We start from the raw sequence: 26,703 nt of genomic DNA on the forward strand, positions 1-26,703 counted from the left end.
CGAAACATGCTCAAGCTGCAGATTCCAAAAAATCGAATCAAAGCGCTGGCCAGGCATCTGCGCGACCAGTTCGAATTGGAACGGCTCGAGCGCGGCTGGGAGCTGTTCCACAAAGGTCTGGCCCAGGACATCGAGCTGAAGCACGGGCTCGAAGTGCATGCCCTCGTCCGGGACACGAAGCCCGCCGAGGTGATCCTGAACCTCGAGACGATCCCGAAGAGCGAGTGCAGCTGCTCCCAGGGGGAGCACTGCGAGCATCAGGCAGCGGTGGTCTTTGCGCTGTTCGTGCCGCACGGCCGGCCGGAGCTGCTCCTGGCCCAGCTGAAGCAGGCCATTCTCGTGAAGAACCGGCAGGCCCAGACCCGCCAGGGCAGCACGCGCACGGCCGAAAAGAAGCAGGAGCAGCGGCTCGAGCCGCCCGCACCGGGACAGAGCCCGGGACAGTGGCAGCGGTTCTTCGACCAGCAGTTCTACGGCTTCTCGCTCAACCAGCAGAGTTCGATCGAGCAGTTCTACGGCGCCGTGAAGGAGAAGCTCGGCGGCCATGCGGAGGGCTGGCCCCCGCCGCTGAAGGAGCTTTATGCCCTGCAGCTGCTGCTGTTCGTCATGCGCAAGATCGAGCAGTTCTACCAGGAGACGAAGACTTCTTATCTTTCCTATTATATTGAGACGGGCTGCCGCACCGTCGGCCGGCAGTGCCACGACGAGCTGCTGACGCTGGTGCCGAAGCTCGATATGGAGGCGCTGACCCGCAAATATACGGCCCCATGGAAGGAGACGCTTGCGATGATCTCCGAAGCGGCCCTCTCCGGCAAGGAGTCGCCGCTTTCGTGGTCAACGGTATACCGCAGCATCTGGTGGCGGATGCCGCAAGACGGGCCTTGGATGAGCGGGGAACGGGCCCGCCTTGCCGGACTGCTCGCCGCCTCCGACCTCATGCCGCGGCGGCGGGATGCCCTGATCATGGCCGAGGCGCACTTTCTGGTCATCGAAGGCGACGACGAACGCGCGCGCCAGCGGATGGAGCAGCTCGGCCGGCGGGAGGCGAAGGATTTCTTCCTGTACCTGCACCGCTGCTACGAGGAGGAAGCCTGGGACCGCATGCTGGCGTGGCTTCGCTGGCTGCTGCCGGCCGTCCAGCGGGCCCAGCAGGATGAGCTGCGGCAGTTCTGCCATTACTGGATGGAGGCCGTGCAGCGGCAGCCAAGCGATGAGGAATGGATCGGGGTCATGGTGGGGCTGCTGCCGCGGACATATCCTTTTTACACGGCCTACCTCTTGAAGGCGAAGCGCTACAAGGCTTGGATGGACCTGCAGATGGCCAGCCGCGTCTCGCCGCTGAGCTTATATTCCGTCGATCTGCAGACGGTGGAACGGGAAGACCCCGCTCTCGTGCTGCCTCTCTACCACCAGGCCGTGGAGCGGGCTATCGCGGAGAAGAACCGCACCGCCTACGCGACGGCCACGAAGCTGCTGAAGAAGCTGCATGCTTTCTATAAGAAGCTGAACCGCCTTCCCGAATGGGAGGATTACATCTACCGCCTCGCGGTCAAATATTCGCGCCTGCGCGCGCTGCAGGAGGAGCTGAAACAAGGGCAATGGATTCCGTAACCGATACTTCCGCCATCCAGGTGAATGTACGCTGGGCGCCCCAGGGCGGCTTCTTCCTGTGGGGAGCCAGAGCCGGCGGTGGCGTCTGCGATCCCTACGAGCTGCGGGATTGGCTGTTCGCCTGGCACGCCCCCTCCTTCTACGGCACCTTCATCGAGACGACGGAGTCGCTCAATGTCGAGGGGCTGCTGCTGCCTGCGCTGGAGGCGCTGGATTATTTGGCCGCTCCGGGAATCGTGCAGCACCACCCGCTCACGCTTTCCCGGGAGCTGCAGGAGCTGATGAAGCTCGCCCCCCATGTGAAGGAGGCGCTCACGGCCGGCCGCTTCATGCCCGACTTCGCCAAGTGGAAGAGCGGCGAGCTCGGCTGGAAGCTCCAGCTGCCGGAGTCGGCCGCCGCCTGGGCCGCCCTCCCCGTGGCGGAGGCCTGGATGGACCGCCTCATCCCCGAGTGGACGCGGGCGGACGGCGTCATGCGCCAGAGCCTCGAGCAGCTCGAGCGGGCCTTCCCGCTGCTTCTGCGGGGGCAGGCCTCCGGCGATGTCTGGATGGACGAGGAGGACTGGCTCGTCTCTATCGGCTGGCAGTCGGACGGCACGCCGTTCCGCACCTGCCTGCGGCTCGAGGAGCCGGCGGAGCAGGTGGCGCTGTGGCCGCTGCAGGTGATCCTGCAGGACCGCAGCGACAAGGACCTGCAGTTCGCCGTGAATCCGGCTGATGCGGCATCCTGGGACAGCCCGCAGGAAGGCGAGGGTGAGCCGGCCTGTGATGAACCGGTGCCGGCCGGTGCGGAGGCGCTGCCCGCCTCCTGGCGGCCGCACCTCGGGCGCACGGCCCGGGATGCCGCCAAGTGGCGGCGCATGCTGCCTTGGCTGGCCGAAGGAGACGACAGCCTGCGGGACGCCCTGCCGCAGCATGAGGCCTGGGAGCTGCTCACGAAGGGCAGCCTCCGGCTCATGGAGGCGGGCTATTCCGTTATCCTGCCCGCCTGGTGGGAGCGCATCCGCAAGTGGAAGCCGCGCCTCAAGGCGAAGATCAAGTCTTCGGTGGGCACGGGCCCTCAGGCGATGTTCGGCCTGAACCAGCTGCTCGAGTTCGACTGGAAGATCGCGCTCGGGGACATCGAGCTGACCGAAACGGAATTCCGCGAGCTGCTCGAGCAGAATAAGCGGCTCGTGCAGATCCGCGGGCAGTGGGTGCAGCTCGATCCCTCGCAGCTTGCCCAGCTGCAGCAGGTCATGAGCCAGGTCGAGAAGAAGCAGGGCCTCTCCTTCCGCGACGTGCTCGAGCTGCATCTGCTCGGCTCGAGCGAAGGCGAGGAGGACCTCGACTTCCACCGGTCGCTGAAGATGGAGGTCGAGCTCAGCGAGCAGCTCGAAGAGCTGGTCGGCCTGCTCAACCATGCCCAGCGGCCGCCCCTGACCGATCCGCCGGACAGCTTCAGAGGCACGCTCCGGCCCTACCAGGTCGAGGGCATCTCCTGGCTCGTCTTCCTGCGGCAGTGCGGCCTTGGCGGCTGTCTGGCCGACGACATGGGTCTCGGGAAGACGATCCAGATGATCACGTACCTGCTTCACCTCCGCGAAGAAGGGCTGACTTCCGCCGGCGGCGGTGCCCAGGGGACAGCGGAGGGCCGAGCCCCTTCCCTGCTCATCTGTCCGACCTCGGTGCTCGGCAACTGGCAGAAGGAGCTCCAGCGCTTCGCCCCGGACCTGCGCGTGAAGCTGCACTACGGCCCGGCGCGGGCCAAAGGGGAGCGCTTCACGGAGAGCCTGCGGGAGTGCGACCTGATGCTGACCACCTACACCCTGTCGCATCTCGACGAGGTCGAGCTCTCCACCGTCGAGTGGGAATCGATCTGCCTAGACGAAGCGCAGAACATCAAGAACGCCTACACGAAGCAGGCGCAGTCCATCCGCAAGCTGAACGGAAGGCACCGAATCGCGCTTACGGGTACCCCGATCGAGAACCGGCTGACAGAGCTGTGGTCCATCTTCGACTTCCTCAATCCCGGGTATCTCGGCACGCTCAGGGACTTCACCCACCGGTACGTCAGTGCCATTGAGCGGACCCAGGATGCCGAGCTGATCGGCAAGGTCCAGCGGCTGATCCGTCCTTTTCTGCTGCGCCGCGTGAAGAAAGATCCGTCGATCCAGCTCGACCTGCCCGACAAGTACGAATACAAGACGTACGTATCGCTTACAGCCGAACAGGCGACGCTCTACGAGAACTACATCCGCGATATGTTCGACAAGCTCGATACCCTCTCGCCGATGGAACGCCGCGGCCTGATTCTGGCCGCACTGACGAAGCTGAAGCAGATCTGCAACCATCCGTCCCTGCTCTCCAAGGACTCCGCCAGGGCGCCTTGGCAGGGCCGCTCGAACAAGGTGGAGCGGCTGCTCGAGATGGTGCAGGAGCTTCGCCAGGAAGGCGACAAGTGCCTGATCTTCACGCAGTTCGTCGAGACGGGGCACCTGCTGCAGCGGGTGCTCCAGGAAGACTTCGGCCGGCGGGTGCCGTTCCTGCACGGGGGCAGCTCCAAAGCGGAACGCGACCGGATGATCGAGGTCTTCCAGGGGGAAGCACCGGGTTCTGAAGAGGAGGAGCCCGGCATCTTCCTGCTCTCCCTCAAGGCCGGCGGCACCGGACTCAACCTGACCGCGGCGAACCATGTGTTCCACTTCGACCGCTGGTGGAATCCGGCGGTGGAGAACCAGGCGACCGACCGGGCCTTCCGGATCGGCCAGACCCGCCAGGTGCAGGTGCACAAGTTCGTGACGCTCGGCACCCTGGAGGAGCGCATCGACGAGATGATCGACAGGAAGCTCGGGCTCAGCCAGCAGATTGTCGGCTCCGGAGAGCAGTGGATCACCGAGCTGTCCACGGATGATCTCAAGGACTTGTTCGCGCTGCGCAGCGAATGGGTGGAACGTTCCTGACCCGGACGGAGGGCGGGACGTGAACTCGGCTGCCACCGTCACAAATTCCCTGCTCCCTGACGATATAGTTGGTATCGACTTTTTTTCCGGCCGGGTTCCCTTCGATAATGAAAGGAATCCGCCCCGTCAGCCGGGCCTTCCGTCTGACGGCCGAACCGCATGGACCGGGAGACCGTTCCCACTTTCGCCTAGGGTGGTTAGCATATGAATAAATCCACTTCCAAAATGCCTCTTGTTTATGTCATTACGATCATTACCCTGCTTGTTATTGTCGGCGCCTCCAGTTATATCGCCTCCACCAATACGGAAGCGAAGCTGAACAGCGTGATCGGCAATGTGCTGCCGCTCTCTTCCTTGTCCGAGGAGCTGCTCGTCGATCTCATCAATATGGAGACCGGCCTCCGCGGTTTTGAAGTCACAGGGGAAGAAAAGTATCTGGAGCCGCACTACGAGGGAATGACGGAGCTTCAGCTGGATCTGGAGCGCATGAATGAATACCAGAAGCTGTATCCCCGTATCGGCAGTGTCATGGAAGCCGATCTGCTGCCCCAGATCCGGCGCCTGCAGGACCATTATTCGAGCCAGATCAACCTGATCCGCGCAGGACAAAAGGACCTGGCCATCCAACGGGTGGGCACGGGCAAAACGTACATGGACCGTTACCGCCAGCTGCATACCAAGCTGAAGACCGAGATCGATATCATTGCGGACGAAGCCCACAAATCCGCCCTCCTGGCCGAGAGTCGCTCGCGTCTCATCATCAGCGCGGGCAGCGCCATTGCCGTGATCGTAGGCCTTTATTCGGCCTTCATCTTCCACCGGGCCAACCGGGCCGAAGCGGCCCTGCGTAAGAGTGAAGAAACGTACCGGTTCATGGCGGAGAGCCTCGAGGTGCAGAACGAAGAGATTATCGCCCAGCAGGAGGAGCAGGAAGCCACGCTCGAGAAGCTCTCCCTGCGGGAACAGGAGCTCGAAGCGATCTCCACGTATCAGGAGAAGCTGACCGGAGCCAAAGACATGGAGGCTTTCCTGGAGGCTTCGCTTCCCGCCCTGCTCGCTTCGCTGAAGCTCGAAGCCGGTATGCTGGTCATGAAGAAGCCCGGAGAGACGCCGGCGGATGAACCCCGCTATGTCGTGCAGTATGCGCTCGGGTACCCTCAGCGCGGCACCGCCGTTCGCGAAAGCGAATTGCACGGAGCGGCCCGCCGGGTCATGACCGAGAAGAGCGGTTTCGAAGTCACGCGTGAAGCTACCGAGGCTGAGCGCGGCTTCCACTACGGCGTGACCTATGCGGTGGACCGCTATTGCCCGCTGCTGGACGACCGCAAGCAGGCGGTGGGCTTCCTGCTCCTGACCGGCTACCAGCGGACCCCGGACGAGCAGAAAACCCGCCTGTCCAAAGGTCTGCTGCACCAATTCGAGCTGGCCTTCCAGGTCCAGCAGTTCAATGAGGACCGGAGGCAGCAGGCCGCCCATCTTGAGCAGCTCAACGAGCAGCTGCAGCATGAGAAGCGGCTGATCGAAGAGCAGAATAACCTCATCGGCAGCATTCTCGAATCGACGCATGAGTCAATGATGATGACCGATGCCGCGGGGAATATCCTGTTTGCCAATTCAAAGATGAATGTGGGGAACCGGATCGGGGATAACATCGGGGACGTATATAAGTTCGCCGTGAATCTTACGCCGCAGCTTGCCTCCACCTACGAGGCCATCCAGGCGCTGCTGCGCGGCGAGCGGGACCAGCTCACCGAGCGGTTCCACTATCCGAACGGTGAGGACGGCCAGCTCCGCCACTTCGAGCTGTATGCCAGCAAGGTCGAACAGAAGCTGACCAATGAAGTGCAGGGCTACCTGTTCGTGTTCCGCGACCGCACCGAGGAAGAGAAGGTCGACGAGATGAAGAACGAATTCATCTCGATCGTATCGCATGAGCTGCGCACGCCGCTCGCCAGCGTCCTCGGGTTCATCGAGATTCTCCTGCACCGCCAGCTTCCGGCAGAGAAGCAGCAGCGTTACATGCAGACGATCTACAAGGAAGCGACACGCTTGTCCACCTTGATCAACGACTTCCTGGATCTGCAGCGGATGGAGGCGGGCAAGCAGGTCTACCATCTTGTCCCTGTGGAGCTTGGGGGCATCGTCCAGGAGGTGGCCGAGCAGTGGCGGACCAAACAGGGGCATGAGATTCTGCTCGAGATGCCGCCGCAGGAGATCTGGGTCCGGGGCGATGCGGACCGCCTGAAGCAGATTGTCCATAATCTGCTGAGCAATGCCGTCAAATATTCGCCTCAGGCCGACCGCGTGGAGGTTACCCTGCGGACCGAACAAGGGGAGGCGCTTCTGGATATCCAGGACTACGGGCTCGGCATTCCGGAAGACGCCCGGGACAAGCTCTTCAACAAATTCTACCGGGTCGACAACTCGGACCGCAGGCAGATCGGGGGCACCGGCCTCGGCCTTGCGATCGTCAAGGAAATTGCCGAAGCGCACGAGGGAACGATCACCTATGAATCCGTGATGGGCGAAGGCACCACCTTCACCTTCCGCCTCCCTTCCATCGAGATGCTCCCCTCCGGAGGACGCATTCTCATCGTGGAGGATGACGAGAATCTGGCCAAGCTCATTGGCGATACGCTGGGCAAGCTGGAGCTTCCCGTAACCCATGTCCGTTCCGCGGAGGAAGCCATCCTGGCTCTGGACCGCACCGAGGGCGAGGGCCCGCGGCTGTGCGTCGTCGACATCATGCTCGACGGCACGAAGAGCGGCTGGGACTTCCTGCTCGAGCTCTACCGGCATCCGCAGTATCACCGCACCCCGGTTATCGTCTCGACGGCGCTCGATCAGCCGCAGGGATACCGGGAGAAGGAGCGCGAGAAGTTCCTGCGCAAGCCGTTCACGATGGAGAAGCTGCTGCAGGTGGCTGAGCATCTGCTGACCCATACGGAGCGCCACCCGGCTTACGTGTTCATGGGGCACGATGAGCTGGCCGTCGCCTCCAGCCTGGAGCGCAATGGCATCGAGATCCGGGAGATTACGCGAAGGGATGATCATATCGAAGTCGAACCCCGCCCTGCGGAAAGACGGCAGTATCCCGGACTGACTTAGCCCTTATTCTTCATTATCCTTCCCTTAGGGTGAGGCTGCGTCCTTTATGGACAATCCAAAAAACCATCCGTACCCTCTTCCCTTCAGGGAGAAACCGGATGGTTTTTTGGTATAACGATGGGGTTATCACAAGCCGGCAGCGCCTCGCGCGCCGCTTCACGACAGCCAGCCCAGGCCGTTCATCCAATAGACGGCGACCCCGAGTCCGCCCACCATCAGGCAGACCGCCACCAGCGCACCGATATGCAGCACATCGCCCAGCGTGTCTCCCTGTCCCCTTCTCGGCCGCACGGGATACGGTTCCCGCAAACAGCAGATAGAACAGCAGCAGCGCCGCCAGAAAAATAACCAATACTCATCACGATCGATCACCATCCTTGGTAACGATTGTAATCCATTGCTCCGCTGCGGGGGAGTACTAACTTGCCCTAGTACCGACTCATAAATCCGAACGGCAAAAGCCGCAGCGGTCCCGCTCCGGCTCCTCTAATCCAATCGGCGCACATCCACTTTCACCTCAAGCTTCTGACGGCCTGTCCCCCGGTAAACGCCCTTGACCGGCACGATATCGCGGTAATCCCGGCCGTGGCCAAGCTTCACGTACCGTCCGTCGACCTCCGCATTATTGGTAGGATCGAATCCAAGCCAGCCCGTACCCGGAATATGCACCTCGACCCAGGCGTGGGATGCCTGCTCAAAGTCGGCGCTTCCCCCGGTCAGATCGCCCACGAAGTGGTAGCCGCTCACGTAGCGGGCGGGAAGCCCGCGGCTGCGGCAGATCGCGATCATCAGGTGGGCATAATCCTGGCAGACGCCGCGCTTCAGCTTCAATGTCTCCAGGGCGGTCGTATGCACGCTCGTGGCTTCTGGGTCATATGTGAACTCGCCGTGAATGGCGCCGGTCAGCCGCATCGCCCACGGATACATCCCGTCTTCGCCAAATGGGTAACCGGCGGCATATGCCGCCAGCTCCGCCGACTCCTCCGTATAACCGGTCGGCAGCAGGTACTCGATGTACCGGTTCTGCAGCGCCTCCCCTTGGAGCAGCGCCGCCTGCTCCCCGAACGGAAGAGTGGGAAGCGCGTCGCCCTGGTGCCGGTCCATGGTGGTTACCGTAGCCCTCACGTGTATCACGAGCTCGCGGTGCGGCTGATGCACCGAGAAGGAATGCACCCGGTTGCCGAAGTAATCCTCGTAGGTGAACAGGGAGGTGCCGGGCTCCACCCGCACCTCATGATGAAAGCAGGACTGCCTGTAATTCGTGCGCGGGGTCAGACGGATCTCATTGACACTGTCCGTCACCGGTTCTTCGTAGATATACCGGGTTACATGGGAGATTTCGATTTTCATGCGGAGGCCTCCTCCATACGAAAAAAGGCCGCGGCCATCCCCTTGCCCAGCTTCTGGCTGGAGTTCATCAGATACTGGAGCAGACGCTCCGCGTCCTCCATGGACATCTCCTCGTCGAGGCAGGCGAGCTCCGCCCTGACCTTGGCGGCCTGCCGGACGGCTTTCTCATGCGGGAGGTGCGCCTCGCCAGCCTCAAGCTCAATCCCGGCCAGATGCTCCTCCAGCTTCGCAAAGGAGTACCGGACCGAACGCGGAAAGCTCTCGCATTCGATCAGGAAGCGGATGATATGCTCCGCCGAGACCGCATCGGCATAATGCCGGCGGAACGACTGCTGGGCGCTCACCGACTTCAGCACCGCCTGCAAATACGGATAAGGCGGCATACCTGCGCCCTCGATCGCATGAACCACCGACTGGAGAATCCGCACCGTATTCTCCGCACGTTCGAGGAACCGGCCCCCTTCGATAAAATGCCACTCGTTCTCCCGAAGCATTACCGACTGCTCCATGCCGAGGAACATCGCGGCCCGTTCCTTGATGCCTTTGTAGAACGGATAGGGCGCTTCCGACAAAATGTCGGCCACCTTCTTCTCTCCAAGCCACAAGTAGAAGGAGTTCATCACCTCCCACAGCTCGGGCGGCAGCTTCTCTCTCAGGGTCCTCAGGTTCGCGCGGGCCCGGCTGACGCAGGAGAAGAGCGAATTGATATAGCCCCGGTCCAGGGTGATGAAGGAGAGCACATCCCGTTCCGTGAACGCATCGAACTGCTGGAGGTAGTCCGCTCGGGCACCGAGGGCATCGACCAGCCGGGCCCACTTGTGCTCCCCGTCGGCGAAATCCCCTTCATGCTGAATATGATAATGAACATCGATCAGCCGCGCATGGTTCTCCGCCCGTTCCATATACCGGCCTACCCAGAATAAAGCCTCCGCATTGCGATTCAGCATGCTTCTCACTCCCTAGTAAGGATAAAGACCAGGAACCAGGACGCGGACCTCCTACTCCGTCACACAAGGCAGGCGTCGGCGCACGTCAGGGGCCAGCACCCACGTATCCTTACACCCGCCGCCCTGTGACGAATTGACGACGAGCGAGCCTTCCTGCATCGCCATCCGTGTCAGTCCGCCCGGGATGATATGTACCTCTTCGTCCGCCCCCATGAGCACGAAGGCCCGAAGATCCAGATGGCGAGGCACCATCCGGCCTCCGGCGAGCACCGGAGCCCGGGAGAGCTGCATGGTAGGCTGGGCGATATAACGGCCCGGATCCTGTCTGATCCGTTCCGCAAAGAGGGCCAGCTCCTCCTCCGTCGCCGAAGGGCCGATGAGCATCCCGTACCCGCCGGAAAGCGAGGTTTCCTTGACGACGAGCTCCGGCAGATGGGCCAGAACATATTCCCGCTCATCGGGCCTCTCCAGCACATAGGTCGGCACATTCTTCAGCAGGGGCTCCTCATTCAGGTAGTAGCGGATCATGTTCGGCACATAGGCATACATCGCCTTGTCGTCGGCTACTCCGGTGCCCGGCGCATTCGCAATAGCCAGGTTGCCCGCCCGGTAGGCATTCATGATCCCGGCCACGCCAAGCATGGAGTCCGGCTGGAAAGCCAAGGGGTCCAGATAGTCGTCGTCGATCCGGCGGTACAGCACATCGACCTGCTGCAGCCCCTTCATGCCGCGGATATAGATTTTGTGATCGATAGCGGTGAGATCCCGGCCTTCCACAAGATGGATACCCATCTGCTGGGCCAGGAAGGCGTGTTCGTAATAAGCGGAGTTGTATTCGCCCGGCGTCAGCAGGGCGATCACGGGATCCGCCTTGCGCCCCGGAGCCAGACTGCGCAGCACCGACAAGAACCGGTTGAGGCTGATTTCCACGTCGCGTACACGTGTGCTGAGGGTTAATTCGGGGAAGAGCTGGTTCATCAGATTCCGGCCCTGGAAGAGATACGAAAAGCCGGAAGGCGACCTGAGGTTATCTTCCAGCACATAATATTCACCGTCCGAGTGGCGTATGAGATCAATGCCGGAGGTAGTAATATAGGCACCGCCGGGAACACGCAGACGCATCATCTCCGGGCGGAAGTAACGGTTCGCGACCACCATCCTCCGCGGCACAATCCCATCCCGGATGATATGCCCGTCATGATAAATATCGTGGAGGAAGCGGTTCAGCGCCCGCACCCGCTGCAGCAGTCCGGCCTCCAGCCGCTCCCACTCCCCGGGCGGGATAATCCGCGGAATCATGTCGAACGGAATGGTCCGCTCGAGCGGCTGGGATTGGGCGGGGTTATAGAGGGTGAACGTAATGCCCTCCTCCATCATCCGCTGGTCAATCGCCGTCTGCTTCTGGGCCATCTCCTCAGCCCCCATGGCATGGAACCGCCGGTACACTTCCTTGTAGTGGTCGCGGACCACCGGCCCCGCCTCCCCGGCGAACATCTCATCATAGAAACCCTGCAGCGGGTAAGGCGGGAAGGATGAAGCTTGGGGTTGGGCCATCGAAAAACCTCCCTATTCTATCAAAATGTTAGATTTCATTACATAGTTAATAGGTTTTCGATGGAAAAAGCCGAATAATCCTCTTTCTTATACTGTTTATCATATGTCTACAACCTGATTGTGTCAATATAATTAACACAGGATTTGTCCACTCCCCAGGCTGCAGTGAAGAAGCGTCCACAACGTCATTGCCTGCCTTCTTGCACCCCCTGCCCCTTGCTGTCAAAATAGCCGAAATATGCGCCTTTGGCACCGATGCAGCGGTTGTTCTGCCTTCTTTTCCCGCTACCCGCACCTCCGCGGTTGAAACTCTTTCCTTCTGTTTTACGTTAAGTAGGTAAGCAAGCCGGCAGCCTTCGACAAGCCCGGACGACAAGACGAACAGCAGGTTCCGGCCCGGAGAAGTGTTTCGACTGTGTTCGACGGCGGAAACCTCTTGAACTTGGGTCTTGGCGTTCGCCGTTCTCTCTTATATAATAAGAACAAACGTTCGTAAACTTTCCTCTTTATTCCTTATGCCGAATTGGTGTTTAAGAACTCTCCCGGGTGGTTAATAAGAAGCGGAGGTGATTCCACATGGAAAATCCAATGGTGAAGTGCAGTATTTCCAACTGTGAGTACTGGGAGAGCGGCAATAACTGCAGCGCGGAGGTCATTATGATCGAGGTCAATGCGCACGCGGACAAGCCGGGTACGCAGAGCAAGGACGGACTGGAGTACGACTCCCGCCATCAGGATCAGGCCAGCGGCGTCATTGACACCTGTTGTCAGACCTTCGAAGAGCGCACATCCCATTAACATGGGGCCATACGACTACGTTCCTTATGACAATGTTCGTCAGAAGAACAGATACCCGGAGCCCCCGGGCGGTCTGTTCTTTTGATGCGGTGAAGGTGGAACGGACCTTAAGTCTTACCTTTGCTGCGAATGTATTATTAAGGATGTATTTGCCTCTGGAAGAAGGTATTACCTCCGACCTACATGCTTCATTCCAGGATAACCAAAGGAATCGGCGGTCATCGCCGGACCTTTCTCCCAATATATCAACCAAATCTATTAGTAATGGAGGACGGAACATGAAATTCAGCATCAGCTACAAAGGAAAACTACTCGGGCACCCTATGAGCCGGGAACAAGCGGAAGCCGCACTGCAGAAGCTCAGCCTCTGCATGAACAACCTGCAGATCGTTCAAGTTACTTCCGAAGCGCCTGCCGCGGTGGAGCCGCGCCAGCGTATTATTGTCTAAATCCCCGGCAAGGGATGACTCCGGCGGTTTTCCTTCCGCCTCCTCGCCGCATCCCATCATGCGGTCACTTCACAGCGGCAGACACGAACATGGGCTGAAGCCGAAGCTTCAGCCCTGATTGGCGTTGGCGCGCAAGAGGCAGGAGGCCTTGTAAAAGTCTCCCGGAAAAAGGAAAAGGGGAGCTTCCGCTCCCCCTGCCCCCAACGCCGTCTCCTCGCCGTTATTCGAATCCGATGCTCTTCAGGTAAGCACGGAACCCTTGACGCCCGTGCTCATCCCGCTTATAGACCCCGGCATCCCTCAGCACATCGGAGAACTTGCGGCCGACCGCTTCTTTCAGCAGGCGCTCCGCCTCCTCCCCGGTCAGCGAGGTGCCGTGCTCCTCCATCATACCGGACAGCCAAGCGGCATGCTTGTGCAGCGGGTGGGAAGCGTCTTCCGTGATACTGCCGTCCATCGGCATGCCCCCCGTGAAGAGCTTCGCCGCCAGCTCCAGCTCATCCTTGAGCCGGCCCGGCAGGACGGCCAGCCCCATCACTTCAATCAGGCCGATATTCTCCTTCTTGATATGATGCAGCTCCTGGTGCGGGTGGAAGATTCCGTCCGGATGCTCTGCACTCGTACGGTTGTTGCGCAGCACGAGATCGAGCTCATACTCCCCGTTCGCATTGTTGCGGGCAATCGGCGTAACGGTATTGTGCGGCGTCCGCGCACCGTCCTGCTCCGTATAAGCCAGCACTTCCTGCGAAGGGTCGCTGTATTCCCTCCAGGTATCCAGGATCGTGCCCGCGAGCTTCAGCACCAGCTCCCGGTGATGGCTCTGGATGCGGAGGACCGACATCGGCCAATTCACGATCCCCAGCTTCACGCCGGGATATTCAGGATGGGTGAAGCTCTCTTCGACCGGCGCGATCTCCATCGGGAACTTATGCCGCCCGCCTTGGAAGTGGTCGTGATTGAGAATCGAGCCGCCGACGATCGGTAGGTCGGCATTCGAACCGACGAAATAATGCGGGAACTGATCGACGAAGTCGAGCAGGCGTTCGAAGGTGCCCCGCGAGATCTTCATCGGCCGGTGCTGCTTATCGAAGATAATGCTGTGTTCGTTATAATAGACATACGGCGAGTACTGGAAAAACCAAGGTTCGCCGTTCAGCTCGAGCGGAATGACCCGGTGGTTCTGGCGTGCCGGATGATTGAGACGACCTGCGTAGCCGACGTTCTCCACACAGAGCAGGCACTTCGGATAATGCGACTGCGGCGCGTTCTTCAGCATCGCAATCTCCTTCGGGTCCTTCTCCGGCTTCGAGAGGTTGACCGTCATCTCCAGTGCCCCGTACTCTGTCGGTGCAAGCCAGTACAGGTTCTTCTCGATCCGGTCCATCCGGATATAGTTGGAGTCGATGCACAGGCGGTAGAATTCATCGGTCGCCTGCTCCACTCCCTCTGTTCTGGCTTTGCTCCAGAACCGGCCAACCACTTCCGACTGGCGCGGCATAAGATGGCCCATAATGCGCGCGTCGAGCAGATCGCGCAGCGTGGTGTTGTTCTCTTCGAGCAGTCCGCTCTGCGCCGCATAGTCGAGCAGCCCTTCGAGGATGCCTACCGGACTCTCGGCCGGCGCTTCCTCCACCTCCCCCGCATAGGGCTCAGCGATCCCGAACAGATCCAGCAGCCCGTTGCGGGCGGCATACACGTCGAGGCCTTCGATGAGCCTGCGCTTCAAGGCGAACTGCAGCAGCCGCTCGATCAGGTAGGCCGCCTGAGCGGCGGGAGCGCTGCCCTGCGTTGCCTTCGGTGTCGTATCCATTGCTCTTTCCCTCCTTGCCGCCTCAGGGCGCGGACTCCGGGCCCGCTGCCCCGCGCGGCGGTATCGGCATGCTTGATAAGCGGTCTTAGGCGTTGCGGCCGTACCCGTCCGGCCGGCTCTGGTGCCAAGCCCACGCCGAAGCGATGATGCGCTCGAGCTGGTTGCGCTTCGGCTCCCAGCCGAGCTCGCTTCTCGCACGGTCCGAGGAAGCGACGAGCACGGCCGGGTCTCCGGCGCGGCGCGCTTCCACTACGGCCGGAATGCTGTGGCCGGTCACGCTGCGGGAGATGTCGATGACTTCCTTCACCGAGAAGCCCTGGCCGTTGCCGAGGTTATAGACCGCGCTGTCGCCGCCTTCACGCAGCTTCTTCACCGCGAGAATATGCGCATCCGCCAGATCCGTGACGTGAATGTAGTCGCGGATGCAGGTGCCGTCCTCGGTCGGATAGTCATCGCCGTAGATCGAGATGTGCTCGCGCTTGCCGAGCGCCACCTGCAGGATGATCGGGATCAGGTGCGTCTCCGGCGAGTGGTCTTCGCCGATCTTGCCCTCTTCATGGGCGCCGGCCGCATTGAAGTAGCGGAGGGACACGTACTTGATGCCGTGGGCCGTATCGAACCAGCGCATCATTTTCTCCATCGCCAGCTTCGTCTCGCCGTAGGCATTGGTCGGCAGGGTGCGGTCCGTCTCCAGAATCGGGATGTTCTCCGGTTCGCCGTAGGTGGCCGCCGTCGAGGAGAACACGATCTTCTTTACGCCGTACTGGTTCATCTTCTCGAGCAGGCACAGCGTGCCGTACACGTTGTTGTGATAGTACTTGCCCGGATTCTGCATGCTCTCGCCCACGAGCGAGCTGGCCGCGAAGTGAATCACCGCATCGATCTCGTTCTCGCCGAACACCGTATCCAGGAATTCCGCGTCACGCAGATCACCTTCGTACAGCTTGCCTCCGAGCACCGCTTCCCGGTGCCCCTGGTGCAGGTTGTCGACGATAACGACCTCTTCCCCTCTTGCCAGCAGCTCCGCTACCGTATGCGAGCCGATGTACCCCGCTCCGCCTGTTACCAAGATTGCCATAATACAGCCTCTCCCTTCGCTATCCTCTATTTTTCTATATTATCTATGTGAAAGTTCATGGAGTTTCCGCAGTTTAGCCGACTTCGATCTCCTTGACGCCGTCCCCGATGTTGCATACATAGAAATCGGCGGTGAGCCCGGTCTTGTTCTTGTACACCTGGCCGACTTCCTCGATGAAGCGCTCCACGCTGTCCTGGTGTACGAGCGACACCGTGCAGCCGCCGAAGCCCGCCCCTGTCATGCGGGAGCCGAGCACGCCCGGCACCTCCAGCGCCGCTTCAACCATCGTGTCGAGCTCGAAGCCCGTGACTTCGTAGAGATCGCGCAGCGAGTTATGGGAGCCGATCATGAGCTCGCCGAAGCCGACCAGATCATCCTCTTCCAGCACGCGCACGGAGTGCAGCACCCGGTGAATCTCCTCGACCACGTGCTGGGCGCGCTTGCGGACCACCGGATCCTGGATCAGGTCCTGGGACTCCATGAACTGCTCCAGCGACAGCTGTCCGAGCAGCCTCAGATCGGGGAACTTCACCTGCAGATCCTTCACCGCCTGCTCACACTGGGCGCGGCGCTCGTTGTACGCCGAATCGACCAGGCCGCGCTTCTTGTTCGTATTCCCGATGACCAGCTTGTAGGCACCGCTCTTGAACGGTACGTGCTTATACTCCAGGGTATCGCACATGAGCAGAATCGCATGGTCCTTCTTGCCGTTGGCCACGGCGAACTGGTCCATGATGCCGCACTTCACGCCGATGAACTCGTTCTCGGCCTTCTGGGACAGCAGCGAGATGTCCACCGTGTCCACCGGCTGCCCTTCCATCGTCAGCACGCCGTAGGCGGTCACCACTTCGATCGAAGCGGAGGACGAGAGGCCCGAGCCGTTCGGGATGGCGCCGCTGAACAGCAGATCATACCCGCCTACCCGGACGCCGCGGTCCTGCAGCTCCTTAATGACCCCTTTAGGGTAGTTGGTCCAGTCGTCCTCGGCACGGTATTCGATATCAGTAATGGAAATTTGTTTGCGCAGCGGGAAGTTGGTCGAAGCGAATCCGATCATCCCGTCGTCCCGGCGGCGCATCACCAGCGTCGTACCGAACGTCAGCGCGGCCGGGAAAACGTAGCCTCCGTTATAATCCGTATGCTCGCCGATCAGATTCACCCGGCCCGGGGCATGGAATACGCGGATCTCATGGGCGCTCTCCGCACCGTATAATTCGATAAACTGTTCTTTCAGCACCTGCACTTCACTCATGGCCGTTCACCTCATCAATAAGTATGGATAGAGCTGGAATACCTGATGCATCCTCATCCCTGATTGGTTACAGTATAGCGCAGGGAGCGTACCGGAGAGTATGGAACGATGTCAGACCCGCATGGAAAAATGTTAGATTACGCTAGGATCCCTCCCCTGCTGCGTGATACAATGGACCCCAAAGTCCACTGTTCAAGGAGCTGCTGAGCCGTGAAATCTTCCACTCCCCGTCCCGAAAGCTATTACGTCGTCTCGAATCCATATCCGCCCGCACCGCCGAGTCCCCTGACCGTCCTGTTCTCCGGCCACAGCCAGACGAAGCCCGGCCACAAGCCGGGGCCGAAGGTCGTCGACTACTATCTGCTGCACCACATTCTCTCCGGGCGGGGTACCTACACGTGCCTCGGCCAGACATACGAGCTCGGCCCCGGGGACAGCTTCCTGATCGAGCCCGGGAAGCTTGTCGCCTATACGGCGGACCTCGAAGATCCATGGCATTACCGCTGGATCGCCTTCGAGGGAGAGCAGGCCGCCTCCCTGCTGGAGGGCATCGGACTCAGCTCGCGCCAGCCGGTGGTCCATGCGCCCCGCCGCCGGAGCATCGGGGTGCTGTTCCACCAGGTGCAGAGCGCCTTCCGCTCCCGCAGCCTCTCGGCGAACCTCAAGGCGAACGGCCTGCTTCAGCTGCTGCTGGCCGACTATGCCGAGGCGCTGCAGGGTGAAGGCCGGACTCTCCCCGAGGATACCAGCCCGGCGGCACAGACGGTACAGCAGGCGCTGAACTACTTGTCCGCGCAGTATGCCGAGCCGATCACCATCGAGCTCATGGCCGAGACGCTCGGCTATAACCGGGCTTACCTGTCCACGCTCTTCAAGCAGCAGACCGGCGTCACCCCGGTCACCTTCCTGCTCCGGCTGCGGCTCGACAAGGCGCGCCACCTGCTGCGGGAGCGGCCGGAGCTGACGATCGAGCAGACGGCTTCCTCCGTCGGCTTCCAGGATCCGCTCTACTTCTCGAAGCAGTTCAAGCGGCAGTACGGCGTCTCGCCGACGGATTACCGCCAGTCGCTGCTGTAGCGAGCAGTACCGGGCGGCCTGCCGCGTCACGGCCTTCTTACTCGGCCGGATTGACGAGCGGCAGCATGAACGCCAGGCAAGCCCCCTGGCCGACCATGCTCTGGGCCCAGATGCGGCCGCCGTGGTAGTCGATGATCTCCTTGGCGATCGCCAGGCCCAGCCCGCTGCCGCCGCGGGCGGTGTTGCGGGACTTGTCCTTTTTGTAGAAGCGGTCGAAGATGTACGGCAGATCCTCGGGATCGATGCCCGTGCCGTTGTCCTGCACCTGTACGACCAGCGAGTACTCGTCCACGATGAAGAGCAGCTGGATCAGCCCGCCGGCCGGCGTATGCTTCACGGCATTATAGATAATGTTCGTGAGCACCTGGTCGATCCGGTCCAGATCCACCCGGATCCAGGCCGGGTCGCTGTCCGCCGGCTTCATGACGTGGGAGATCATCTCGAAGCGCAGCCCTGCGCCCGCCAGCTCCAGCTCGTAGCGCTCCTCGAAGTAGCGGATGAAGTCATCGGCCGGCACCGGCCGGATATCGAAGTCGAGCTGCCGCGCCTCCAGCTTCGAGAGCTGGAACAGATCGGCGATCAGGCGGCTGAGGCCCGTGATGCGCCCATGGATCAGCTTCAGGTACTTCTGCTGCTGGTCCGGCTGGGTGACGACGCCGTCGATCAGCGCCTCCACATAGCCCTGGATCAGCGTCATCGGCGTGCCGAGATCGTGCGAGATGTTGCTGAGCAGGTGCCGCCGGGACGTCTCCATCCGGGCGAGGTCCTCGTTCATTTTCTCCAGACTCCGGTTGATCTGCTGCAGCTCGGCCGTGCGCTCCCGGATCTTCTCCTCGAGCCCCTGGTTCATCTCCCGCATCTGCCGGGAGAGGGTCTCCACAGAGCGGTAGGCCTTGGCCGACTTCGCGCTGAGGATGAAGGAGGTCATGAAGACGCAGAAGAGCAGGCCGTACGAGGAGACTTCCCCGAAGCGGATCCACTGGTTGTAATACAGAATGTCGATGACGACGCTGGTAATGTAGGAGCCCGCCCCCACGACGGCGAATACCGCCCCTTCCCTCCGCCGCGCCAGCGCCTGCCCGATGCACATCATCATGTAGACGCAGCCGACGACCGTGATGCCCTGGTAGAAGGGAATGAAGTAGGTGAACCACGGGGCGGGGAAGAAGAAGACGGCGACCGAGAAAAAGAGGCCGAGCCCCTGCGCGGTCCGCACCGCCTCCCGCCTCACTTCGAGCGGATACAGTGAGCGCACGAACATCAGTATCGCGGGCACGCCGATGAAGAAGCAGATGTACTCGATCCGCAGGCCGGTGACCCATGACAGGTCCTTCCAGAAGTAATGCAGCACCACGCTTCCGATCAGCGACGCCCGGATCCCGACCAAGACACAGAAGAGGCCGAAGAACAGCGCCCCCCGCTCCTTGCGGCGCAGCGCATACAGGCCGATGTGGTACAACCCCATTGACAGCAGACTGCCGATGATGAGCATCTCGAAGGCCAGCGATTGATAAACGCGGTCATGGATGCCTTCAACCGAGCCGAGCTCGATCGGCCTCAGCACCCCGCCGAGGCGGTGATGGAAGTTCGACACCTGAAGAACGATATCGAGCGTGCCCATGCCGCTCTTGTCGAGCTTGAGCACCTGCGCCTTGTAGCGGGGCACGGAGGACTGCAGATCCATGCCGATCGAGCCGACCTCCGCCAGCAGCCCCCCGTTCACCCACACCTTGTAGGCTGTCCGTACGGACGGCACGTACAGGGCCAGATGATTCACCGGGTCATCCACCTTGACCTTGATCCGGTAGGTGGCATAGCCGCTGCCCCCAAGCTCCTCCCCGTTGACCGTCCGCCCGTTCCAGAACCCGGGCAGTTCCATGGTCTGCATGGCTTTCAGCGTATCGGCGCTCGGCGACAGCAGCTCGAGGGGCGTCAGCAGCCTCCGCCAGTAGAAGAACCATTCCCCCTCGAGCCTTACGTTGCCGTCCCGGTCGAACCGGTGGCCGTCCAGACGGAGAATCCCGTTCTCCGCGCGGGGTCCCCCCGCGGTTGGCCCCGGATCGGCCGCACCGCAGCCCGTGCCAAGAAGAATTAACAAAACTATGGTAAAAAAGCTAAGAAAACCTTTATAATAGAGGTAGTTTTTGAGGATCGGTACCACTTTCCTTCTGGCTGTCATGAGGGCTTCCGCCGCCTGATCCTATCGTATCGCACTCGTCAGGATTTGGAAATATCCAAGTTAGAATCCGACCGCCATTTCCGTACAGGATTGCAAGCGGCACCTCAGGTCCGGGCGCCTTGTACATAGAACCACTTGGAGGAGAAACGCATGCCTGGAGAAAAAATATTAGTTGTAGACGATGAAGCGGAAATTCTGGAGCTCATTACCCTTTATCTCAAAAAGGAAGGGTACGAGGTGCTGACCTCCTCGAACGGACCCGATGCCCTGGCCATGGCGCTGGAGCACCGCCCCGATCTGGTCATCCTCGATATCCTGCTGCCGGAGATGGACGGAATCGAAGTATGCCGGCAGCTGCGCAAGAGCTCCAACACCCCCATCCTCTTCCTGAGCTGCAAGAGCGAGGACATGGACATTATTCTCGGCTTCAGCATCGGCGGGGACGATTACATTACGAAGCCGTTCTCTCCCGGCCAGCTCGTGGCCCGGGTCAAAGCCCATCTGCGCCGCAGCCACCTGATGGAGCAGCACAAGGAAGACTCCCAGCACCTCACCTTCCCGGGACTGGAGATCGACATGCTCTCCCGCACCGTCAGGGTCGACGGCAGCATCGTTCCCCTCTCGTCGAAGGAATTCGACCTGCTGCTTCACCTGGCCCGGTCCCCCGGCAAGGTTCTGTCGCTCGAGCAGCTCTACAAGCTGACTTGGGGGGTAGACAGCAACGGCGATACCCGCACGCTGCTCGTTCACATCTCCAATCTGCGCAAGAAGATTGAGAACAATCCGGCCGATCCGAGATACATCCACACCGTAAGGGGGATCGGTTACAAGTTCAACGTGTAAGATTAAACATCCGCTTCATGCCCGATGCGGCGCATCAGCACCTGCAGCTCATCCGGCTGCAGGTCGCGCCACTTGCCCACCGGCAGATCCCCCAGATGAATATTCATAATGCGCACCCGCTTCAGCCGGCGCACCTCATAGCCGAAGGCGGCGCACATGCGGCGGATCTGCCGGTTGAGTCCCTGGGTGAGCACGATCCGGAAGACACGGTCCTGCAGACGCGTGACCTTGCACGGCTTCGTGACCGTGCCGAGAATATGCACCCCGCCGGACATGCCCTGCACGAACATCGGGGTGATCGGCTTGTCCACCGTCACGATATACTCCTTCTCATGCTCGAATTCCGACCGCAGCACCTTGTTGACGATATCCCCGTCGTTGGTCATGAGAATCAGGCCTTCCGAATCCTTGTCGAGCCTGCCGATCGGGAAGATCCGCTCCTTATGTCCGACGAAGTCCACGATGTTGCCCCGGATATGGCGCTCGGTCGTCGAAGTGATGCCGACCGGCTTGTTCAGGGCGATATACACATGCGGCTTCTTCGCACTGACGATCCGGCCGTCGACCCGCACCTCATCTCCTTCCGCCACCTGGGATCCGAGCTCGGCCGGCTTGCCGTTGATCGTCACTCTCTTGGCTTCGACCAGCTTGTCCACTTCCCGGCGCGAGCACAGCCCCGTTTCGCTAATGAATTTATTGATCCGCATAATAAGTTCACTCCGCCTGCCTATAGGCCTATTTTCTACCCCACATTATAGCATGGGGGACCCTGAATCCAAAAAATCCCGGACCGCCCAGAAAGGGCAGTTCCGGGATTTTCGTCTTGACGGCCCGCGGGCGGGAGGCTATCGGCCGGAAATCCGGTCGTTCATGGCCTGAAACGCCGCATCAATCTCGTCGCGGGACATCCGCAGCGACTTCTCCGAAGGGCCGTAGCCGATCTCGGTGCGTCCCTCGGCGAGTCCCCGAAAGATCCCGTCCGCGAAGGCATCCACCGGCTCGCCGAACGTATGCAGCCCCGGTCCACCAAGATCGGTGTTCACCGCCGGCGGTGCCACTTCGATAACCTCAATGCCGGCCGGCGCCAGCTGATACCTGAGGCTCATCGTGAAGGAATGGAGCGCCGCCTTGGTCGCACTGTAGATGGGCGCCCCCGCCATCGGCGTAAATGCCAGCCCGGACGTGACATTGATGATAGCCGGACGGTCCTGCTTGGCCAGGTGCGGAGCAAACAGCATCGACAGATGAATCGGCGCATCAAGGTTCGCCGTCAGCTCCTGCCGGTAGTGGCCCCACGCCTCAGGCGCGTTCAGGAGGTTGACGCGCTACTGGATGCCCGCGTTGTTCACAAGCACGTTCAGCTGCGGAAATTCGGCTGCCGCCCAGTCGTAGAGGGCCTTCCGGTCCGCCTCGTCCGTAACGTCACATACCCGCGTATGCAGTTCAGGCAGCCGCTCCTTCGCTTCGCGCAGCTTCTCCTCCCGGCGTCCCACCGCAATGACGCTGCTGCCCGCCCGGATCCACCGCTCGGCGAAGGCCAGCCCGATGCCCGATGCCCGATGCCCCTCCCGTAATCAATACCGTATTGCCCGACAAGTGCATAGCCATCCTCCCTTTCATCTCCCTGGATCAATATGCTTTCTTTTATTACCGTCTGCCGCAAGCGCTCTTCTGATCCCATTCTATAGAAAGCAGGCCTCCCTCCGCAAATGGAGAACCGCCTCCAATCCGGTGGGCAGCTCCTTGTTTCAGGCTTGTCTGCAGCGGGTAATGGAGAGGTACAGACAGAAAAGGCGGGCGCTGTCGGAAAGCGCTTTCTATCGAAGAATCCACTGCAATCTGATGCGTGAACGGTGGTGCCCCTTCTCTAAGGGGAGTTCCCTTTCGGCCCGCTTAGGCGGGAGTCACCCGACGGATGGCCGGTACCCGTGCCCGCGGGGCACACCCTTAACCCAATCGAAGGAGTGTTGACCATGACACGTAAACGGACGCTGCCGACGATCATGAAGCCGTTCTCCCAAGTCCACCGCACGCTGACGACGCTCGGATTCTCGCAAGTCTCTCTCCGTGAAGGCACCGCCTATGAGATCAAGTTCCGGGACTATGCCTCGCTGAAGGAATACCCTTACCGCATGTACACGTACACGCAGGAAAACGGGCAGACCCTCATCGATCTCCGGGAAGCGGGCTTCGCCGTACCCGGCGATGTGCCGATGTCCGTCGAGATGGCCGCCGAGCAGGTGATGTCCGAGGTGGTACAGTACCTCGAAGGCACGGCCGGCCGCTCCCGATTGACGCCGATCGACCGGGCGCTCAACGGCATGATGGCCACCAATGAAGAGGAAGTGAAGAGGCTCGGGAAATCCATGGCCCGCGTACAGACCAACGCCAAGCTGCTCCAGGCCGGACTGATTCCCGATCCTATTCAGTAGAACTTTGCAGGATATAGTAAGTTTTATATTTTGAAGCAGGCCCGGCCGGATAACGGCCCGGGCTTTTTTGCGTTCGCGGGGCTGTCGGCCTTCCAAATGCTGTTTCGCTATTTCCGCCCCCAGCCTCAGCCATTTGTGATGGTTTTCATCAGATAACCATCCGGGATATGCGCAAAGTCTGCGGAGTCTCTACCTATAAAATGGGTTAATGCCTAAAGAGAGCGGGCAGCATAGTCGGCTTGCGCGCAATTGGGCGGATATTGTACCATCGATTGACATGTCCACCAGCGCAAAACAAGCAGCCGCAACGAATCCATTATGATTAGCCAAGGAATTGGTATGCTGCGCGGCCGGTCGGGATGGAAACCGCCACGCAGTTTGTGAAAGGGGTCGATGAGCGTGAGCTCTTCCAAAGATAAAGGTCCGGCGGGCAAAGGCCGGGCGGCGCTTCAAGCGGCACGGGCCGCTTGGGGTAAGGCAGGCGTAAGGCGCGAAGCGGCTGTGCACGCCGAGCATACAGGCGATGCGGCAGGTGCAAGCGAGAGCATGACGCCGGCGGAATCAGCCGGCGCGGACACGCGCGGTGCGCTGGGCGGCGGTGCGGGTACACAGGCGCGCAGCAGGCAGCACGGCGGCGGGGACGCAGAGACGCACGGTCTGCGGAGCGGCGATGCTGACACTGAGCCGCACGGTTCGCGGGATGGCGGCAGAGATGCGGAGACGTACAACGTGCAGGCCCAAAGAACGACCGCGGGGACGCAGAACCTGCGCGGCGTTGAGACGGGCACCGAAGCGGAAGGGGTGCGGGACCGTGCCAGGAGCACTCCGACCAGCGGGAAGGAAGATCCGGCGCTGAACAGCGGGCCCGCCGAAGCGGGTGTGGAGGCTCACCGTATGCGGGGGCACGGCGCGAACGGTCAGGTCAACGGCGCTGGCGTCCAGGCGCAGAGCGCTTGGGACCGCGGCACCGGTTCGAAGATGCCTGGCGGGCGTGTCGGCAGCCCAGGCCTAGTTGCCAAGGAGCGAAGCTCGATGGGCGGCAGCGGGATCGTCAAGCCTCACGGCACGGGTGCGCAGGTACACAGCTCGCCCGGCAGTGACGCAGGCGCACAAGCTGACAGCGCAGGAGCCGCAGCAGCCGCAGGCGGGCAGGCCCGCGCGGAGTCCGCCGCAGCACTCGCGCCGGCGGCCGCGAGGACCAAGAGCCGCAAGCGTCTGCTTGTGGTCGCGTCGGTCAGCGCGGCAGCCGCCGCCGTGATCGGCCTCGCGGCGGCCGCCTCGTGGGTGCGCGGGCTCGACATCTCCAAGCTGTCACACCCGCTGCCCGAGCCGGGCTTTATGCTCGACGTGAACGGCGAGCGCGTGGCCCAGCTCTCCTCTTCGAAGCTGGTCCCCGTGCCGCTCACCCAGGTGCCGGAGAATCTGCGCAATGCGGTGATCGCCGTAGAGGACCGGCGCTTCTACGAGCACAAGGGCTTCGACCTCTGGTCGATCTCCCGGGCGCTGCTGCGGGACCTGCAAGCCGGCTCCATGAAGGAGGGCGGCAGCACGATCACCCAGCAGCTGGCGAAGAACCTGTTCCTTGAGTCGGACAAAACGCTGACCCGCAAGATCAAGGAGCTTGGCTACGCGATCAAGATCAATTTTACGTACAGCAAGGATGAGATCCTGGAGCTGTATCTCAACAGCATCTATATGGGCGAAGGCCGCTACGGCGTGGAAGGTGCGGCGCAGCAGTACTTCGGCAAGAGCGTCAAGGATCTGACGCTGGAGGAGTGCGCTCTGCTCGCAGGGCTGCCGAAGGCGCCGACCACCTACTCTCCCATGAAGAATCCGGACAAATCGCTCGAGCGCCGCAACCTGGTTCTCTCCCTGATGAAGGAGCAGAGCTTCATCAGCGAGGCCGCCTACGCGCAGGCGGTGGCGAAGCCGATCAAGCTCTCGCCGCCGAAGGCCGAGGACTCGCTTCAGGGCCGCCATGCCCATTATGTCGATTACGTCATGGACGAAGCCCAGCGGCTGTACGGCTTCACCGAAGAGCAGGTGCTGACTATGGGCCTGCGCATTTATACGGGCATGGACCTCAAGGTGCAGCAGGCGATGGAGCAGGTCTATGCCGATGACTCCCTCTTCCCGGCCAGCCAGGGCGATCAGCCCGTCCAGAGCGGCGCGGTGGTCGTCGACCACAAGACCGGCCTGATCAAGGGCATCGTCGGCGGCCGGGGCAAGGCCGTGTACCGCGGCTTCAACCGGGCGACGGAGCTGAAGCGGCAGCCCGGCTCCTCGTTCAAGCCGCTGGCCGTGTACGGGCCCGCCCTGGAGCGGGGCTATACGCCGGAGTCCGTGCTGTACGACGGCGAGCTGGACATCGGCGGCTACAAGCCGCGCGACTGGGATGGCCGCACCCGCGGGCAGGTGTCGCTCCAGGAAGCAGTGATGCGCTCCTGGAACATTCCCGCCGTCTGGCTGCTCAATGAGATCGGCATCGACGCCGGGCTCGACTACGTGAAGCGTGCGGGCATCACCCTGCCGGCCGCAGACCGGACCCTGAGTCTCGCCCTGGGCGGGCTGTCCGAGGGCGTATCCCCTCTCCAGATGGCCCAGGCCTACGGCTCCATTGCGAACCAAGGGGTCCTGCACCAGGCCCACGCCATCGTCAAAATCACAACGAAGGACGGGCAGAAGCTGGTCGAGGCCGCTCCGCAGCAGACGACTGTTACGTCGCCGGCCAACGCCTATGTGATGACCACCCTGCTGCAGGGCGTACTCTCCCCATCGGGGACCGGGCAGGCAGCCGCCCTGGAAGGCCGGCCGACGGCAGGCAAGACCGGCACCACCCAGCTGCCGGCGACCCCCGAGTTCCAGGCCATCGGCACGAACGGATCCAAGGACGCCTGGTTTGCCGGGTTCACGCCGGAGCTGACGGCGGCCGTCTGGGTCGGCTATGACAAGACCGACAAGACGCATTACCTGACCACCGGCAGCTCCGTGCCGGCGACCCTGTTCCGCGAGATCATGACCCGCTCGCTTCAGGGCGTTCCCGTCTCCGGCTTCCCGGTGCCCGAAGAGATCCGGCGGGCCCAGGAAGAGGCCAGGAAGAAAGCGGAAGAGAAGGCCGCCAAGGAACGCGAAGAGCGGGAACGCAGGGAGGACGAGGCCAAGAAGCGGGAGGAGGAACGGGAGAAGGCGCGCGGCAAGGCTGCCGAGAAGCAGGAAGAACTCCGCCAAAAAATCGAAGACTGGCTCGGCGGCAATCGCGACGAATAGCCGCGT

The 26,703-nt window shown here is 61.5% G+C and carries 18 protein-coding genes and 1 pseudogene; 9 read left to right on the forward strand and 10 right to left on the reverse strand.

Features of this window, described 5'->3' with window-relative positions; all coding sequences use genetic code 11:
* Positions 1-6 precede the first annotated feature (6 nt).
* The 3 genes from PM3016_RS35345 (at position 7) to PM3016_RS35355 (ending at position 7,661) form a co-directional block, all read left to right on the forward strand.
* A complete protein-coding gene (locus tag PM3016_RS35345; RefSeq protein WP_014372622.1) occupies positions 7-1,611 on the forward strand; it encodes a hypothetical protein in 1,605 nt (534 codons plus the stop codon).
* Positions 1,599-4,553, forward strand: a complete 2,955-nt coding sequence (locus PM3016_RS35350) for a DEAD/DEAH box helicase (RefSeq protein ID WP_014372623.1) — start codon at positions 1,599-1,601, stop codon at positions 4,551-4,553. Before PM3016_RS35345 ends, PM3016_RS35350 begins: the two co-directional genes overlap by 13 nt.
* A 204-nt stretch (positions 4,554-4,757) precedes the next feature.
* The gene (locus PM3016_RS35355; protein WP_014372624.1) at positions 4,758-7,661 is read left to right on the forward strand and encodes an ATP-binding protein; all 2,904 of its coding nucleotides are present in this window, start codon (positions 4,758-4,760) and stop codon (positions 7,659-7,661) included.
* 156 nt (positions 7,662-7,817) lie between these two features.
* On the opposite strand, the gene PM3016_RS41020 is transcribed toward PM3016_RS35355, so the two are convergent.
* The 4 genes from PM3016_RS41020 to PM3016_RS35375 form a co-directional block, all read right to left on the reverse strand.
* On the reverse strand, positions 7,818-7,952 hold the full coding sequence (locus PM3016_RS41020; RefSeq protein WP_274379993.1) for a hypothetical protein: 135 nt from the start codon (positions 7,950-7,952) through the stop codon (positions 7,818-7,820).
* A 195-nt stretch (positions 7,953-8,147) separates the two neighbouring features.
* Positions 8,148-9,011 (reverse strand): transglutaminase family protein, encoded by an 864-nt coding sequence (locus PM3016_RS35365; protein WP_013921316.1) that lies wholly within the window; start codon positions 9,009-9,011, stop codon positions 8,148-8,150.
* Positions 9,008-9,958, reverse strand: a complete 951-nt coding sequence (locus PM3016_RS35370; RefSeq protein ID WP_013921317.1) for an alpha-E domain-containing protein — start codon at positions 9,956-9,958, stop codon at positions 9,008-9,010. The genes PM3016_RS35365 and PM3016_RS35370 overlap by 4 nt, the downstream gene beginning before the upstream one ends.
* Positions 9,959-10,009: 51 nt before the next feature.
* Positions 10,010-11,512, reverse strand: a complete 1,503-nt coding sequence (locus PM3016_RS35375) for a circularly permuted type 2 ATP-grasp protein (RefSeq protein WP_013921318.1) — start codon at positions 11,510-11,512, stop codon at positions 10,010-10,012.
* Positions 11,513-12,088: 576 nt separating this feature from the next.
* Between PM3016_RS35375 and PM3016_RS35380 the strand changes: the two genes are divergently transcribed.
* Together PM3016_RS35380 and PM3016_RS39030 are read left to right on the forward strand one after the other, a co-directional pair.
* The gene (locus tag PM3016_RS35380; RefSeq protein ID WP_013921319.1) at positions 12,089-12,310 is read left to right on the forward strand and encodes a DUF1540 domain-containing protein; all 222 of its coding nucleotides are present in this window, start codon (positions 12,089-12,091) and stop codon (positions 12,308-12,310) included.
* Positions 12,311-12,588: 278 nt separating this feature from the next.
* Positions 12,589-12,759 carry a hypothetical protein gene (locus PM3016_RS39030; RefSeq protein WP_013921320.1) on the forward strand — a complete coding sequence of 57 codons (171 nt, stop codon included), beginning with the start codon at positions 12,589-12,591 and terminating at the stop codon, positions 12,757-12,759.
* Between the two features lie 220 nt (positions 12,760-12,979).
* On the opposite strand, the gene PM3016_RS35385 is transcribed toward PM3016_RS39030, so the two are convergent.
* The 3 genes from PM3016_RS35385 to PM3016_RS35395 all read right to left on the reverse strand — a co-directional run bounded on the left by PM3016_RS35385 (position 12,980) and on the right by PM3016_RS35395 (position 16,899).
* Entirely contained in the window at positions 12,980-14,569 is a 1,590-nt protein-coding gene (locus PM3016_RS35385; protein ID WP_013921321.1) for a UDP-glucose--hexose-1-phosphate uridylyltransferase, read from the reverse strand.
* An 85-nt stretch (positions 14,570-14,654) separates the two neighbouring features.
* Positions 14,655-15,647 (reverse strand): UDP-glucose 4-epimerase GalE, encoded by a 993-nt coding sequence (gene galE / locus PM3016_RS35390; protein ID WP_013921322.1) that lies wholly within the window; start codon positions 15,645-15,647, stop codon positions 14,655-14,657.
* A 73-nt stretch (positions 15,648-15,720) separates the two neighbouring features.
* Positions 15,721-16,899 (reverse strand): galactokinase, encoded by a 1,179-nt coding sequence (locus PM3016_RS35395; RefSeq protein ID WP_013921323.1) that lies wholly within the window; start codon positions 16,897-16,899, stop codon positions 15,721-15,723.
* A 210-nt stretch (positions 16,900-17,109) separates the two neighbouring features.
* On the opposite strand from PM3016_RS35395, the gene PM3016_RS35400 reads away from it, so the two are divergent.
* Positions 17,110-17,976: an AraC family transcriptional regulator gene (locus PM3016_RS35400; protein WP_013921324.1), complete on the forward strand. Its 867-nt coding sequence runs from the start codon at positions 17,110-17,112 to the stop codon at positions 17,974-17,976.
* Positions 17,977-18,013: 37 nt separating this feature from the next.
* On the opposite strand, the gene PM3016_RS35405 is transcribed toward PM3016_RS35400, so the two are convergent.
* Positions 18,014-20,155 carry a sensor histidine kinase gene (locus PM3016_RS35405; RefSeq protein ID WP_014372625.1) on the reverse strand — a complete coding sequence of 714 codons (2,142 nt, stop codon included), beginning with the start codon at positions 20,153-20,155 and terminating at the stop codon, positions 18,014-18,016.
* Between the two features lie 150 nt (positions 20,156-20,305).
* Here PM3016_RS35405 and PM3016_RS35410 point away from each other — a divergent pair, with 150 nt between their 5' ends.
* Positions 20,306-20,998, forward strand: a complete 693-nt coding sequence (locus PM3016_RS35410) for a response regulator transcription factor (protein ID WP_014372626.1) — start codon at positions 20,306-20,308, stop codon at positions 20,996-20,998.
* Between the two features lie 2 nt (positions 20,999-21,000).
* Here PM3016_RS35410 and rluF read toward each other — a convergent pair whose 3' ends face one another.
* Together rluF and PM3016_RS35420 are read right to left on the reverse strand one after the other, a co-directional pair.
* Positions 21,001-21,705: a 23S rRNA pseudouridine(2604) synthase RluF gene (gene rluF / locus PM3016_RS35415; RefSeq protein WP_013921327.1), complete on the reverse strand. Its 705-nt coding sequence runs from the start codon at positions 21,703-21,705 to the stop codon at positions 21,001-21,003.
* Between the two features lie 138 nt (positions 21,706-21,843).
* Positions 21,844-22,600 (reverse strand): annotated as a pseudogene (locus tag PM3016_RS35420) (SDR family oxidoreductase).
* 371 nt (positions 22,601-22,971) lie between these two features.
* Between PM3016_RS35420 and PM3016_RS35425 the strand changes: the two are divergent.
* Positions 22,972-23,430, forward strand: coding sequence for a hypothetical protein (locus PM3016_RS35425; RefSeq protein ID WP_013921329.1), 459 nt, complete (start codon positions 22,972-22,974; stop codon positions 23,428-23,430).
* Positions 23,431-23,823: 393 nt separating this feature from the next.
* The gene (locus PM3016_RS35430) at positions 23,824-26,697 is read left to right on the forward strand and encodes a transglycosylase domain-containing protein (RefSeq protein ID WP_014372628.1); all 2,874 of its coding nucleotides are present in this window, start codon (positions 23,824-23,826) and stop codon (positions 26,695-26,697) included.
* Positions 26,698-26,703: the final 6 nt, after the last annotated feature.

Origin of the sequence: Paenibacillus mucilaginosus 3016 (assembly GCF_000250655.1) — a bacterium.
Taxonomy (GTDB): Bacteria; Bacillota; Bacilli; order Paenibacillales; family NBRC-103111; genus Paenibacillus_G; species Paenibacillus_G mucilaginosus.